Below are 13,268 nucleotides of genomic sequence, written 5' to 3'. Positions count from 1 at the left end.
GCGCGGACGCATGTCGGGACAGCTGACGGGATGCAAGGCAGAACACCTGGCGGGACGCCTGGCAGCACACCTGGCGGCGCACCTGTCGGGGCACATGCCGGACGCATGTCGGGACAACCGCATATCCGCCGTTTTCCAGCGGTAGAAAGCACCTTGGTGGCAATCTGCTGAACAGCAGATACGCAAAGTGTTGGTTACAGGCACGCAGCCGGAGGTGCACGTCCCGTGACGTCCAATGTCAATCCCACCGTCAGGCGACGCCGGTTGGGCCAGGAACTGCGCAAACTCCGCGAGGACAAGGGTATGACGGCCGAACAGGTCGCCGAACGCCTTCTTGTCTCCCAGTCGAAGATCAGCCGCCTGGAGAACGGCCGCCGCAGCATCAGCCAGCGCGACGTGCGCGACCTGTGCGGGGTCTACGAGGTCGAGGACCAGCGGATGGTCGACTCGCTGATGGAGATGGCCAAGGACTCCCGCCAGCAGGGCTGGTGGCATGCCTTCGGGGACATCCCGTACAGCGTGTACATCGGCTTGGAGACCGATGCGGAGTCGCTGCGCGTGTATGAGCCCCAGGTGGTGACGGGGTTGTTGCAGACGCGGGCGTATGCCGAGGCCATCATCCAGGGGGCGCTGCCCGAGACGTCGGTCGACGAGATCGAGAAGCGCGTCCAGGTGCGTATGAAGCGGCAGGAACGCATCACCGCCGAGAACGGTCCGCTGCGGCTGTGGGTGGTGCTGGACGAGGCGTCGCTGCGTCGCGTGGTCGGCAGTCGGCTGGTGATGCGCGAGCAGTTGGAGCACCTCACCGAGGTGACGCGTCTTCCGCAGGTCACCGTTCAGGTGCTGCCGTTCGACGTCGGGGCGCACCCCGGCCTCAACGGTCAGTACACGATCCTGGAGTTCACCGACGCGGCCGACTCGAGCGTGGTGTACATCGAGGGCGTGACCAGCGACCTCTATCTGGAGAAGGCGCACGACGTCCAGCAGTACTCGGTGATGTACGAGCACCTTCGGGCACAGGCGTTGAGCGTGGAGCAGTCGCGTCAGACCATCGAGGAAGTGGCGAAGGAATACGCGCGCTGAGCATGAGCGGCGGGACTGTACACCTTGAGCACTCCCGGATGGAAGACCCACCTGGAATATGCCATCCGGTCGAGTGAATCACTGATCCGCTTGGGGGAGCTGACGAGTAGCGTCGATCACGCCAAGAAGCACGATCTTGGCGTGATCAGCGCTACTCGACAACTTTCACCGGAGCGAACCGTGGCAATTCTTCAGGGCGGCACGAAAACGTGGACGACGTCTACGTACACCAATGGGGGCGGTGCGTGTGTACAGGTGAAGTCCCCCACCGAGTCGACGTTGGCCGTACGGGACTCCAAAGTCCCTGACGGGCCCCGCCTGGCGTTCCCGCCCGACGCGTGGAACGCCTTCGTTGCCTCCGTCAAGGCCTGAGACAGAGCCCTCTCGACGAGATCGCCGTCCTTGCCGAGGGGGCTCGGCTCTTGCTCGGGCCAGGTCGCTGAAGCCAGGTCACTCAGGCCGTGTCACAACTCGCCGTGCTGTCTCGTCTCGGAGGTGTACCCGCCGACAACGGCGACGACAACGGCAAGGAGTGCACCATGGAAGCCCGCTTGAACCTCATGGAAAGCCCGCACGCGGCCAAGGCGTTGAAGCACATCGTCTCCGCGGGCAAGGCGCTCGTCTCGGACTCGGCGCTGCCGCCCGTGACCCGGGAACTCGTGATGCTCCGGGCGAGTCAGATCAACGGCTGCGGTTTCTGCGTCGACATGCACACCAAGGACGCCGCACACGCCGGGGAGACCCCGACCCGCCTCCACCTGGTCGCGGCCTGGCGGGAGGCCAGGGTCTTCACCGACGCCGAGCGCGCCGCCCTGGAGCTGACGGAGCAGGGCACCCGTATCGCCGACGCGGCCGGCGGCGTCACGGACGAGGTCTGGGCGAACGCCGCCAAGCACTACGACGAGGACCAGCTCGCCACCCTGGTGACGGTCATCGCCTTCATGAACACGGCCAACCGCCTGAACGTCATCATCCGGCAGCCCGGCGGCGACTACCAGCCCGGCCAGTTCGGCTAGCCCCTCCGGGCCCTGGAGCGTCAGCCCCGCCGGGCACTGGAGCGCTAGGCCCGCTGCACCGGGAACGCCACGTCGCACACCGGGTCGTCCGGGCCCGCCGTGTCCCAGTCCGCGAAGTACACCTCGCGGCACGGGCCGGCGTACCGGAGCCCGTGGGCGGCGACCCACTGCTCCACCGCCTCGAAGGCGGCCATGATCTGCGGGTGGGCCACCTGGGCCTTGGTGATGCGGGTGTAGACGAGTCGCCGGGCCGGTTCCACGCGGACCTTCGTCTGCCAGGTCCGGCCCTGCTTCTCGGCCCACGCCCGGGCAGCCGCCTCGTCCGCGACCGGCACACAGGACTCGGCGGGGCCGTCGCTCTCCATCGACACCTCGGCGTGGTAGGCGACGAACGGCGCGGCGGTCACGCCCCCGCACTCCTTCGCCGCCGCCTCCAGACGCCCCAGCGAGGCCCCGATCCACGCCGGCAGCTCGTCCGCCAGCGTGTGCCGTGTCTCGGTGATCAGCACCTGCTCCGGCACCTCGACCGTCTCGACCACGAACCTTCCGTACATCTCGGAGCTCCTCCCCGACAGTCGTCCACGGAGGTACTCGGCGAGCGTGCGCTGTCCGGCGACCCGGGTCTCGACGTCCGTCCAGTACGCGGCGAGCAGTGCGGCCGCGTCCGTGCCGTCCGCCTCGACCAGCTCGGCGATCCGGGCGAGCGGCATGTCGAGCTGTCGTAGCAGGGCCACGAGGCGGGCTCGCTCGGCCTGGTCGGCGCGGTAGTAGCGGTAGCCGCTGACCTCGTCGACGTGGGCCGGCGACAGCAGTCCCAGGCGGTCGTACAGCCGTAGGGCTTTGGCCGACAGCCGGGCCCGGGCCGCGAACGCGCCGATGGTGAGCAGTTCGTCGTCCACCACAGCATCCTCCGTCACCGGGCGGGTCCTTTCCGCCCGGTGAGGAGACGTTCCGCCTTGCCCCAGGGGCAAGGTCAACACCTGCCTAGGCGACGGCCTTCTCCAGCGCCGCCACGAGCTCCGCCGACTCCGGCTCGGTCTGCGGCGAGAAGCGGGCCACGACCGTGCCGTCCCGGCCGATCAGGAACTTCTCGAAGTTCCAACGGATGTCGCCGCTGTGGCCCTCCGCGTCCGCGAAGTCGACCAGACGGTCGTACAGCGCGTGCCGGGCGTCGCCGTTCACCTCGACCTTCTCGGTCAGCGGGAAGGTCACGCCGTACGTCGCCGAGCAGAACTCCGCGATCTCCTCGGCGCTGCCCGGCTCCTGTCCGAGGAACTGGTTGCAGGGCACCCCGAGCACGGTGAAGCCCTGCGCCGCGTACCGCTCCTGGAGTCGCTCCAGGCCCGTGTACTGCGGGGTCAGACCGCACTTGGAGGCCACGTTCACGATGAGCACGGCCTGTCCCGCGTACTGCGACAGCTCCGCGGAACCGCCCTTGAGAGAACCGATCTCGACATTGAGGGGGGAGGAAACGGCATCTGTAGTCATGCTCGGATGCTAGCTCCGCCCGGTGACGGGACGGCTTCCGGGGGCTCCCTCCGTTTTCCGGGACTGTCCGGTTTCCCGCGCCTGCGCCCGCACCAGCACCTCGCCCGCCCCCGTCCGCGAATAGAGCACCGCCCGCCCCGCCCGCCGCCGCTCCACCAGACCCGCGTCGAGGAGTACCCGCAGATGGCGGCCCACGGAGCCGAGGCCCTGCCCGGTGAGGGCGGTCAGCTGGGTGGTGGTCAGGGGGCTCTCGCCGAGCAGGATCAGCACCGCGGCCCGCGCCGGGCCCAGCAGGGCTCCCAGCGTGGCCGGCACCGCCCGCGCCCGCTCCCGGTGGTCCTCCGCCAGCACTCCGACGCACGGGTAGACCACGGCGTACCGCTCCCGTGCCTCCCACGACACCCACCCGGTCCGTGGGGTGACCGGCACGAAGACCAGCTCGGCCCCGGAGATCTCGCGGGGCGGATACTCGTGCAGATTGACCTGGAACCGGCTCTCCCCGAGCCACCGTGTCCCCGGGCGCAACGAGTCCAGGACGGCCGCCCAGCCGCCCCGGCTCACCTGCGCGGTCCGCGCGACGACATCGGCCTCCAGGACCCGCCGACGCCGGTCCCAGGACGGCCGTACGGTCTCCTGCCAGACGTACTCCAGGAGCGCCGCCGCGCGCTCGGGCAGATCGTCGCGCTCCAGTTCGGCGGGCAGCGGCCCGGCGAGCGAGACCAACAGATGCGCCCGCGCCTCCTCGGGCCGGGTCGCCCGCACCCGCGCGACCGCCTCCTCGAACGTCTCCCCGTCCCTCGGCGTCGGCGACAGGAAGTCCGCGATCCACGCCCGGCCGAGTCCCGACCGCACCAGCAGCGCGGTGACCGGATCGGCCGCGAGCCGCCGCCGGTACCCCGGCGACTGCTCCCGCAGCCACGCCCGCTCGCCGGGATGAGTGGCCACCCCCGCGTGCAGCAGCTTCAGCGCGGCGAAGGTCTCCGCGTACGGCGACAGCACGAACCGACTCCGCGCGAGCGTGTCGGCGTTGACCTGCCACCAGCCCATGGCACTGCCCGCCTTCCGTGCGAGGTTCCTGAAGGACCTTTCGCTTCTGCGCGAAACAATACGACCGTCGCCGGGACCGTCCCAGACTCCGCTCATGCGTACCGACCCACGCCCCCAGGGCTACCGACAGCTCTTCCGCACCCCGGAGTTCACCCCGCTCTTCCTGACCTCGGCCGCCCAGGGCGCGGCCCAGACCGTGGGCGGTCTGGCCCTCGCCACCCTGGTGTACCGGGCGACGGACTCACCGCTGCTGTCCGCGGTCAGCATGTTCGGCCCGTCCCTGGCCCAGGTGCTGGGCGCGACCACCCTCCTCTCGGCGGCCGACCGGCTGCCGCCCCGGGCGACGATGGCGGGCGTCGCGCTCGCCTTCGCGGCCGGTACGGCGTTGATGTCGCTGCCCGGCCTGCCGATCTGGGCGCTCTTCACCGTCGTACTCGTCCTCGGTCTGATCGCGTCGCTCGGCGGGGGAGTCCGCTGGGGTCTGCTGAACGAGATCCTGTCGACGGGCGTCGAGGGCGGCCGGGACGGCAAGGCCGGCTATCTGCTGGGGCGTTCGGTGTTCAACATGATGAGCGGGCTCACGCAGGTCGTCGGGTTCGCGACGGGCGGGGTGCTGCTGACCGCGCTGTCGCCGCGCGTGGCGCTGCTGCTGGCGGCCGGGCTGTATCTGGCCGCGTCGGTCGGCCTGCGTCTGGGCCTGTCCGGCCGGCCGCCGCGGGCGTCGGGCCGCCCGTCCGTCGCGGCGACCTGGCGCACCAACGCCCTCCTGTGGTCCTCCCGCCCACGCCGCCTCACCTACCTGGGCCTGTGGATCCCCAACGGCCTGGTGGTCGGCTGCGAATCCCTCTACGTGTCCTACGCCCCCGACAGCGCGGGGACGCTGTTCGCCTGCGGGGCGCTGGGGATGCTGGCGGGAGACGTCACGGTGGGGCGTCTCGTGCCGCCTGCCGTACGCCGCCGACTGGCCACGCCCCTCCTGCTGTTGCTGGCCCTGCCGTACGGGTTCTTCGTCCTGCACCCGGCGGTTCCCGTGGCCGCGGTCCTCGCCGCCGTGTCCTCCGTCGGCTTCGGCGCGAGTCTGGTCCAGCAGGAGCGGCTGATGTCCCTCACCCCGGACGAACTCAGCGGCCACGCCCTGGGGTTGCACTCCTCCGGAATGCTCACGATGCAGGGCGTGGCCGCGGCGCTGGCGGGCTCGGCGGCTCAACTCGCCTCGCCCGGGGCGGCGATGACGGTGATGGCGCTGACCTCCGCCGGGGTGACGCTGGTGCTGGCTACGCTTGCTCGACAGCAGCGGCGGGCGCGGCCGGGGAGTCCGGAGCGGCAGGAGTCTCCGGCGACGCAACCGGCGTAGGGACCACGGGTGTGGCGGCAACGGGCGTGGGCGCGACGGGAGTCGGGGCGTTCTGGTCGCCGCCGAAGTGCTTGGCCGCCTTGTCGAAGTAGCGCAGCAGCTCCACCGGGAACGGCATCACGAGCGTCGAGTTCTTCTCGGCCGCGACCTCGACCACGGTCTGCAGCAGCCGCAGCTGCATCGCCTCGGGCGTGTCGGACATGATCCGCGAGGCGTTGGCGAGCTGCTGCGCCGCCTGGAACTCGCCGTCCGCCGTGATGACCCGGGCCCGCCGCTCCCGCTCGGCCTCCGCCTGCCGGGACATGGACCGCTTCAACGACTCCGGCAGCTGTACGTCCTTGATCTCGACGCGGTCGATGTGGACGCCCCAGCCGGCGGCCGGGCTGTCGATCATCAGCGCGAGCCCCTCGTGCAGCCGTTCCCGGTCCGACAGCAGGTCGTCCAGGTCGCTCTTGCCGATGATGGAACGGAGGGAGGACTGGGCGACCTGCCCGACGGCGAAGACGTAGTCCTGCACCTCGATCGCGGCCTGAAGGGGGTCGGTCACCCGGAAGTAGACGACCGCGTCGACCTTCACCGACACGTTGTCCCTGGTGATGCCCTCCTGCGTGGGCACGGGCATGGTCACGATCTGCACGTTCACCTTGCGCATGCGGTCGGCGAACGGGATCAGGAAGGTGATGCCCGGCTGCCGGTACGACGGCAGCGCCTTGCCCAGGCGGAACACGACCCCGCGCTCGACCTGGTTGACCACCCGCATCCCACTGCGCAGCACGAGCAGCCCCAGCACGACCAGGGCCACGACTGCGACGACGGTGCCTTCCATGGCACTTCCCATCTCCGAAGTGATCAGACACGGAAGAGGACACCGGACGGGGCCGGGTGGATGCGGTGGGACGCGTCAGGAGTGCGTAAAGACTGCGCAGGAGTGCGTACTGTTGCGGGGCCCGCGGGCCCGCGTTCCAATGGAAGGGGACGGGGGGCCTCTCGGAAGAGGGCGGGTGGCTCCCATGGTCGATCGCGACGGAGATGTCGCCGACATCTCGGCCCCTGCCTGGTGCCAGCGGCTGACGGCCCATATCGCGGATCTGCAGAGCCAGATCAACCGCATCGAGAAGCGCCTCGCGAAGGACGGCGTCGTCGACGCACCGGACCTGGAGCTGATCGCCAAAGCGAAAGAGCACCTTCAGGCCGCCAGGGAAGCCCTCATCGACAGCGGGCGGTTGTCCCGCTTCACCGGCACGTCGACGGATCGGGCACAGGCGAACATCCACGAGGCCGAAGTCGGCATTCTGCGCCTGGTCCCGGCAGACGAGCTGCTGTGGAAGGGCCTTCCTGTCCTGGTGCAGGCGCGGCTGCATCTGCATCCCGACGACCTGAGGCTGCAACAGCTCGAAAAGGGCTCCCGTCTTTTGACGGAGCAGAACCGGGAACTCGCCGTCGGTGTGCTGCACGCCGCCTACCTCGCGGAAGAGGCCGAGCGGGCGCGGGTGCGCAGCTTCACCCACATCGTGTGCGCGGCCACGGCGGCGATGGCGGTCATCGCCGCCGGGTTCGCCCTGTTCGCGTTTTTGGACCCGGACGTCGGCGCACGTTTCTGTTTTCAGCAGAACCCGGACGACGTCCACTCGAAGCTGAACGTCTGCCCCCTGGGAGACAGCCCGAGTTGGCAGGGCGTCTGGTTCGTCGAGTTCGTCGGCCTGCTCGCGGCCGCCGTGGCCGGCGCGGTCTCGCTGCGCAAGGTCCGGGGGACGTCGGGGCCCTATCACGTCACCATGAGCCTGCTCCTTCTGAGACTCCCGGTCGGCGCGCTCACCGCCGTGATCGGCCTGGTGCTGATCAGCGGCCGGTTCTTCCCCGGCCTGACGGCGCTGGACACCTCGTCGCAGATCGTCGCGTGGGCCGTCGCCTTCGGCATCCTGCAGGAGGCCGTGACGCGCTCGGTCGACGAGCAGGGTCAGCTCCTGCTGGACAACGTCAGAACTCCCGGCAGAGGCTCGGAAACGCCCGAAGGGAAGAAGAAGCGGTGATCACCCTTCGGGCGTTCCCGTTGTGCCTGGCGGTCAGGGGGCGACGGCGCGGCCGGTCTGCGGGGAGATCGCCCCGGCGCACAGGCCGCGGCCGGCCAGGCCCTGGGCGATGCGCGGGATCGCCGCGACCGTGTTGGCGGGCCAGTCGTGCATGAGGATGACCTGGCCGTCGGTGAGCCGGCCGGCGGCGGCGACGATCGCGTCGACGCTCGCGCCGTTCCAGTCCTGGGAGTCGACGTTCCAGATGATCTCGGTCAGGCCGTACTTGGCCTCGACCGCCTTCACCGTCGCGTTCGTCTCGCCGTAGGGCGGCCGGAACAGCTTCGGCGTGCCGCCGCCCGCCGCCGCGATCGCCTGTTGGGTCCGGGAGATCTCGGAGTCGATCTGCGCCTGGCTCTGCTGGGTCAGATGCGGGTGGGTGTAGCTGTGGTTGCCGACCCACATCCCGGCGGCGACCTGGGCTCGTACCTGCGCCGGGTTGGCGGCGGCGTACCGGCCCTCGTTGAACATGGTGGCCCGCAGCCCGTTCTGTTTCAGCGCGTTGAGCAGGTTCGGGGTGGTGGCGGACGGTCCGTCGTCGAAGGTGAGGCCGACGTACCCGGTGCAGGCCGCCGCCTGCGCCGCCTGCGCCGAGGGGACCTCCTGCGCCGAGGCGGCCGAGGGTGCCGAGACGGCTGAGACGGCGTTGTTCACCGTGATGTTGGAGCTTCCGCTGCTCTGGTAGCCCTCGGTCGCGAGGATCATGTAGTAGCTGAAGCTGCCCAGGGGCATTCCGGCGCGGGCCCAGGCGTCGAAGTGGTTGCCGGCGGTGATGGTGCCGCCCGTCCGCTTCGACTGCCGGACGCTCCAGTACTGGTCGAAGGTGCGCGTGCCCTCGACGGACGGGGCGTTGTACCGCGTCGTCTTGTAGATGTCGTACGTGCCGCCGTCGCTGGTGACGGTGCCCTTGTACGTTCCCGTGGGCCGGTAGGTGCCCCAGTTGTCGACGATGTAGTACTCCACGAGCGGGTTCGCCGTCCATCCGTAGAGAGCCAGGTAGGCGTTTCCGGACGGGTTGAAGGTGCCCGAGTAGGTCACGTTCCTGCGTGCGCCGGTGCTCCAGCCCTTGCCGGCGACGAAGTTCCCGGTGTTCCTCCAGGTGGTGCTGTAGTTGCCGCCGGAGCCCAGGTTCATGGAGACCGTGCCCGGTGCGTCGGTCCAGAACGAGTAGTAGTAACCGTTGTTGGTGCCGGTCTGGTTCGTGGTGACGACCGTGTCGGCGTGCGCGGTGCCGGGCAGCGCCATCGCGGCCACGGCGACCAGCAGCAGGGTGCAGACACTGCTGAGGAACAGCCTGAAACGGCCGTGTGCGGGTGCGTCGTTCATGTGCTTGCTTCCTCCTCGTCCTTCTCGTCCTTCTCGTGCGGGTGAAGGAGTGGGTGCCAGTGGCGGACAGTTTTGGTTTGACCCTGTCAACTGTCAATAGTTTCGGCAGGCAATGCGAAACGTTCGCTCTGGCGAGGAATTCGGAGGAAGCATATTCGGCCTGGTGGGAGGCTCTAAGGGAGCGGCCTCATGGTGGTCGACAAGAGGCAGCTCCCTTTCGTAGATCAAATTACGAATGTTTTCGCTTCGAATGTTTCGAAGTTTTTCCGATGTGCTCAGCCGGACTGCGACGGGGTCTGCTTGATCCCGTCCACGATGGCTCGCTTGAGGATGGCGCTGGTGTAGTTCACCGTGCCGGGCTTGATCAGGGCGTCGTCGCCGCTGAGCTGCCGCACCTGGACACTGCGCTCGCCCAGGAAGACATGGGTCTTCTTGTCGAAGATCCATTCCTCGCGCTCACCGCTGGTCTTGTCCAGCCGGGCCACCGCGACGCCGTGCCGCCCGACCGCGTCCACCGCGTCGTCGACGACCACGACCCCGGGGATCTTCGCGGCGGCCTTGAACAGCGCCGAGTAGAGCTCGGCGGGCGGGTAGCTCTCGCTGAGCAGGTCGCCGATGGTGGCGAAGGCCTGCTGGTCAGGGGTGTTTCCCTGGCCCTTGGTCTCCTTGTAGATCTTGGTCAGCAGGGCGTCGGGATCGGTGGGCAGCTTGGTCAGGTAGTCGTACGACGGAGCGCCCAGATGCGCCTTGGGGGTGTTGCCCTGCTCGTCCGGCAGGGTCAGGGTCTCGCCCTCGGGGCTGTCGTTGACGGCGGGGTCGATCAGCCAGCCCTTGACGCCGTCCGCGGACTCCCAGATCTGACGCTTGTGCAGCGTGGTGCTGGCCAGGAAGCTCTTGTCGTTGACCGTCTTGATGAAGGTGTCGGCCGTCTTGGACTCGATGTAGACGTACTGGCCGGGCTTGACGGTCGGGTGAGCGCCGGCGGAGGCCGCCGCCAGCGAGATCTGGTCGAGGAGCTGGGGCAGGCCGTCGGTGGTCGCGGCCCCGATCTTCGTGGTCAGGGCGGGCCCGGTGGCGACGCCGCCGTCCCTGACCCCGCTGCTGTTCGTCATCGTCGTACCGGCGACGACCGCCGCCGCCACGGCCGCCACCAGTGCGGGCAGCGCGATCGCCGGACGCGGCAGCCGCAGCCGTCGTACCTTCGCGGGGGCGGCGGAAGCGGCCGTGGTCGCGCGGGAGTCCTGCTGCTGCATGTCGTGGATCTGGGCCATCAGACGCTCCTTGTGGAACTGGTGACGGCCCGTCGGCAGGTCCCGCGCTGTCCGGGACAGGAGCTCTGCGCTCTCATCCCACTCGGCCGGGTTCTGCCGGGACGTGTTCGCGTTCATCGGTTTCCTTCCTGTGCGGGCCGGATCGCGTGTGCGTGATCGCCTCTTATCTGTCGGGCGGGGAGAGCGACTTCCCGTTTTCCGCGCACTTTCTTGCGGGCGGTCTCCGCCGCGGGGCGCGAGAGTTCGGTCGCCGGGCGGAGGGTCTGGGCCAGAGGCCGGGCGAGTTCGGCCTCGGCCAGGGCGCGCAGCTTCTTGCGGGCCCGGGACAGCCGGGAGGCGACCGTGCCGACCGGGATGCCGAGCGCCTCCGCGGCGGCCTCGTAGTCCAGGCCCTCGCCCAGGCAGAGCGCGATGACCTCCCGCTCCGGTCGGCGCAGCGCGGCGAGCGAGGTGAGGACCGTGGCGAGCCGCCGGCGGTCGTCGACCCGGTCGGCCACCTCGTCGGCGTGGTCGGGCATCGACAGCTCCGCCGCCGCGGCGGCGTTGGCCGCGGCCCGGTACCGGCGGTTGGTCCGGTACTGGTTGCGCGCGGTGTTGGTGGCGATGCCCAGCAGCCAGGGCCGCAGGGAGCCGCCCTCGGGGTCGACCCTGTCCCGCAGCCGCCATGCCTCCATGAAGGTCGCGGCCATCACGTCCTCGGCCGTCGACCAGTCGGCGGTCAGTCGGAAGGCATGGTTGTAGACCGCGCGGGCGTAGCTGTCGAAGAGCTCAGCGAACGCGCTCGGTTCCCCGGTTCGTATCCGGGTACGCATATGAGTGCTCACCCCAATGAGCTGTCCGGCACCGCACACCGACTTCCCGTGACCTGCGTCACATCCGGCCCGGGGTCGCCGCCTCGGTCGCCGCCTCGGTCGCCGCCTCGGTCACCGTCTCGGACGCCGGCCCGGCCGACGTCTTCCCGGCGACGCCCTCCCTGGCGTCCGGGCCGTCGCCCCAGGGTCGAAATCACCTGCTGCACCACTTCAACTCCCTTACGCTGGCGATGATTTGACAATCTCAGATCGCTTTCTAGGGGGAGTTTCGAATGTTCGGCACACCGTCAAGACGCACCGTTCTCCGCGGACTCACGGTCACCGCCGGGGCAGCGGTCATCGGCTTCGACACCGCGGCCAGGGGGTGGGCCACGACCGGGTCCGCGTCCGACGCGGAGCTGGCCGGGATCCCGCGGCTGGACGGGACGCTCGTCGTGGACGCGCCGTCGCTCGCGGCCGCCGCCGACGACTACGGCCATATCGTGCACCACCGTCCCCTGGCCGTCCTGCGCCCGGGCTCGGTCGCCGACGTCGTCGCCATGATCCGGTTCTGCAACGACCACTGTCTGCCGGTCGCACCACGCGGTCAGGGACACGCCCCGTTCGGCCAGGCACAGGTCGAGGACGGACTGGTCATCGAGACCGCGACGCTCGCGGGCATCGGCGCGCTGGGGCCGGACAGCACCACGGTCATCGTCGGCGCGGGGGCCAAGTGGAGCGACGTGGCCCGGGCGACGCTCGCCCACGGCCTCACCCCGCCCGTCTTCACCGACTACCTCGAACTCTCCGTCGGCGGGACCCTGTCCGTCGGCGGGCTGGGCGGCCAGGCGCACCGGCACGGTGCCCAGGTCGACAACGTCACCGCACTCCGGGTCGTCACCGGCGCGGGCGAGCTGGTCCGCTGCTCCCCGTCCCGCCGCTCCGACCTCTTCCACGCCGTCCTGGCCGGCCTCGGCCAGTGCGCCGTCATCGTCGAGGCCACCCTGCGCCTGGTGCCCGCGCCCGAGACGGTACGGCAGTACCTGCTGACCTACGACGACCTGGAGACCTACCTCGAGGACCAGCGCACCCTCGTCGAGGACAGGCGTTTCGACTACGTCGAGGGCCAGGTCTTCGCGAACGCCCAGGGAGCCTTCCGCACCTACGTCCTGGAGGCGGCGGCCTACGGACCGCCGGTCGGCCCCGCACCGGACGACACGGTCCTCCTGCGGGGCCTGCGCCACCTCGCCGACGGCGTCCAGGTCGTCGACCTCCCCTACTGGGAGTTCCTCGACCGGCTGGCCCCGGTCATCGCCGCCCTGAAGGAGGCCGGGGTCTGGACGTACGCCCATCCCTGGCTCAACCTCGTGCTCCCCGGCGAGTCCGCCGCCGACCTCAGCGCACAGGTCCTGGACGACCTCACCCCGGCCGACCTGGGCCCTGGCGTGATCCTCCTCTACCCGCTGTGGAGCGACCGGTCGGCCGTCCCGATGTTCCGCACCCCGGACGACCCGGTGCCGTACCTCTTCGACGTCCTCGGGGCGACCCCGCCCGACGACACCGCCGCCGTCGACCGCCGTCTGGCGGCCAACCGCTCCGCCTACGAGGCCGTCGCCGCGGCCGGCGGCACCCAGTACCCCGTCGGCAGCATCCCCTTCACCCGGGCCGACTGGCAGACCCACTTCGGCCCGTCCTGGTCCCGGCTGACAGCGGCCAAGCAGACCTACGACCCCCAGGGCATCCTCGTCCCGGGGCAGGGCGTCTTCTGAGATCGCCGGACGGCGGGGCCGGGACCGTGCGACTGTCCCGGCCCCGCCGGTGGC

At 70.0% G+C, this 13,268-nt stretch carries 13 protein-coding genes and 1 pseudogene; 6 read left to right on the top strand and 8 right to left on the bottom strand.

Going from position 1 to position 13,268, the window contains the following annotated elements; translation table 11 throughout:
- Window positions 1-225: 225 nt before the first annotated feature.
- From OG562_RS18375 to OG562_RS18365, 3 genes are all read left to right on the top strand, one after another.
- Complete coding sequence (locus tag OG562_RS18375; RefSeq protein ID WP_266399004.1) at window positions 226-1,083, top strand: helix-turn-helix transcriptional regulator; 858 nt, start codon at window positions 226-228, stop codon at window positions 1,081-1,083.
- 180 nt (window positions 1,084-1,263) lie between these two features.
- A complete protein-coding gene (locus tag OG562_RS18370) occupies window positions 1,264-1,455 on the top strand; it encodes a DUF397 domain-containing protein (RefSeq protein WP_266409370.1) in 192 nt (63 codons plus the stop codon).
- A 167-nt stretch (window positions 1,456-1,622) separates the two neighbouring features.
- Entirely contained in the window at window positions 1,623-2,099 is a 477-nt protein-coding gene (locus tag OG562_RS18365; RefSeq protein WP_266399001.1) for a carboxymuconolactone decarboxylase family protein, read from the top strand.
- Window positions 2,100-2,143: 44 nt separating this feature from the next.
- On the opposite strand, the gene OG562_RS18360 is transcribed toward OG562_RS18365, so the two are convergent.
- From OG562_RS18360 to OG562_RS18350, 3 genes are all read right to left on the bottom strand, one after another.
- A complete protein-coding gene (locus tag OG562_RS18360) occupies window positions 2,144-3,016 on the bottom strand; it encodes a MerR family transcriptional regulator (protein ID WP_266398998.1) in 873 nt (290 codons plus the stop codon).
- 67 nt (window positions 3,017-3,083) lie between these two features.
- Window positions 3,084-3,587: a glutathione peroxidase gene (locus OG562_RS18355; RefSeq protein ID WP_266398996.1), complete on the bottom strand. Its 504-nt coding sequence runs from the start codon at window positions 3,585-3,587 to the stop codon at window positions 3,084-3,086.
- A 9-nt stretch (window positions 3,588-3,596) separates the two neighbouring features.
- Window positions 3,597-4,634, bottom strand: coding sequence for a helix-turn-helix transcriptional regulator (locus tag OG562_RS18350; RefSeq protein WP_266398994.1), 1,038 nt, complete (start codon window positions 4,632-4,634; stop codon window positions 3,597-3,599).
- A gap of 94 nt (window positions 4,635-4,728) precedes the next feature.
- On the opposite strand from OG562_RS18350, the gene OG562_RS18345 reads away from it, so the two are divergent.
- Window positions 4,729-5,988, top strand: a complete 1,260-nt coding sequence (locus OG562_RS18345) for an MFS transporter (RefSeq protein ID WP_266398992.1) — start codon at window positions 4,729-4,731, stop codon at window positions 5,986-5,988.
- Here OG562_RS18345 and OG562_RS18340 read toward each other — a convergent pair.
- Window positions 5,909-6,814 (bottom strand): slipin family protein, encoded by a 906-nt coding sequence (locus OG562_RS18340; protein WP_266398990.1) that lies wholly within the window; start codon window positions 6,812-6,814, stop codon window positions 5,909-5,911. The genes OG562_RS18345 and OG562_RS18340 overlap by 80 nt on opposite strands.
- Before the next feature lie 184 nt (window positions 6,815-6,998).
- On the opposite strand from OG562_RS18340, the gene OG562_RS18335 reads away from it, so the two are divergent.
- The gene (locus OG562_RS18335; RefSeq protein ID WP_266398988.1) at window positions 6,999-8,018 is read left to right on the top strand and encodes a hypothetical protein; all 1,020 of its coding nucleotides are present in this window, start codon (window positions 6,999-7,001) and stop codon (window positions 8,016-8,018) included.
- A gap of 33 nt (window positions 8,019-8,051) precedes the next feature.
- On the opposite strand, the gene OG562_RS18330 is transcribed toward OG562_RS18335, so the two are convergent.
- The 4 genes and pseudogenes from OG562_RS18330 to OG562_RS18315 form a co-directional block, all read right to left on the bottom strand.
- Window positions 8,052-8,711, bottom strand: coding sequence for a polysaccharide deacetylase family protein (locus OG562_RS18330; protein WP_266409369.1), 660 nt, complete (start codon window positions 8,709-8,711; stop codon window positions 8,052-8,054).
- A pseudogene (locus OG562_RS18325) lies at window positions 8,709-9,383 on the bottom strand (glycoside hydrolase family 11 protein); the annotation flags it as partial. The pseudogene OG562_RS18325 and the gene OG562_RS18330, both read right to left, overlap by 3 nt.
- Before the next feature lie 275 nt (window positions 9,384-9,658).
- Window positions 9,659-10,771, bottom strand: coding sequence for a CU044_5270 family protein (locus OG562_RS18320; protein WP_266398986.1), 1,113 nt, complete (start codon window positions 10,769-10,771; stop codon window positions 9,659-9,661).
- Window positions 10,768-11,466: an RNA polymerase sigma factor gene (locus OG562_RS18315; RefSeq protein WP_266398983.1), complete on the bottom strand. Its 699-nt coding sequence runs from the start codon at window positions 11,464-11,466 to the stop codon at window positions 10,768-10,770. Before OG562_RS18315 ends, OG562_RS18320 begins: the two co-directional genes overlap by 4 nt.
- A 272-nt stretch (window positions 11,467-11,738) precedes the next feature.
- Between OG562_RS18315 and OG562_RS18310 the strand changes: the two genes are divergently transcribed.
- Window positions 11,739-13,214 (top strand): FAD-binding protein, encoded by a 1,476-nt coding sequence (locus tag OG562_RS18310; protein ID WP_266398980.1) that lies wholly within the window; start codon window positions 11,739-11,741, stop codon window positions 13,212-13,214.
- Window positions 13,215-13,268 lie beyond the last annotated feature (54 nt).

The organism is Streptomyces sp. NBC_01275 (genome assembly GCF_026340655.1).
GTDB lineage: Bacteria > Actinomycetota > Actinomycetes > Streptomycetales > Streptomycetaceae > Streptomyces.
The sequence above is the reverse complement of the archived record's forward strand: the minus strand, read 5'-3'. Positions and strand labels throughout refer to the sequence as shown.